This is a genomic window from Bacteroides sp. AF25-38AC, from assembly GCF_003602995.1.
In the GTDB taxonomy this organism is placed as follows: domain Bacteria; phylum Bacteroidota; class Bacteroidia; order Bacteroidales; family Bacteroidaceae; genus Bacteroides; species Bacteroides uniformis.
The window spans coordinates 1-482 of record NZ_QTMD01000089.1 but is presented as its reverse complement, the minus strand read 5'-3'; the positions used below and the strand labels follow the sequence as shown (position 1 = coordinate 482).

The following is a 482-nucleotide window of genomic DNA, read 5'->3' as shown; positions in this document are numbered from 1 at the left end:
TAATATAAAAATTAACTAAATCGATTAAGCCATCATGTAAAAAAAACAGCTCTCCTAAGGAGCCATTTCAATAAATTCTCCCTCGGCAAGCACAGACTGCACTGTATTACCGTTAATAATGATATCTATCAGTATTTCAAGTGCTTTCTGTACTAAAACATCTATAGGCTGCTGAATATAGGATATAGGGGCATCAAAAAAGTCAAATACCGGATTACCGTCAAAACCCACTAGACCTATTTTACCAATAATTCCCTCTCCCATGTCCTTTATTGTATATAAACAAGCCAATGAAATCATGTTGGTGGCAAAAAGAAAAGCGTCTACACCACCATCAATCATTTTAGGCAACAAACGGTCTGCGGACTTTCTGGGAGCATCCTGCCTCAAAAAGACCACGTTAGCCAAGTTTCTCTTACCGGCTTCATCCATAGCCTTTTTATAACCACGGATACGCTCTTTCATATGGATAAGGTTGACAT

At 38.2% G+C, this 482-nt stretch carries 1 protein-coding gene; it reads right to left on the bottom strand.

The window, feature by feature from the left end; all coding sequences use genetic code 11:
- Nucleotides 1–54 precede the first annotated feature (54 nt).
- Nucleotides 55–482, bottom strand: a 428-nt coding sequence (locus DWY55_RS21830) for a substrate-binding domain-containing protein (protein ID WP_133303502.1), incomplete at its 5' end; no start/stop codon positions are given.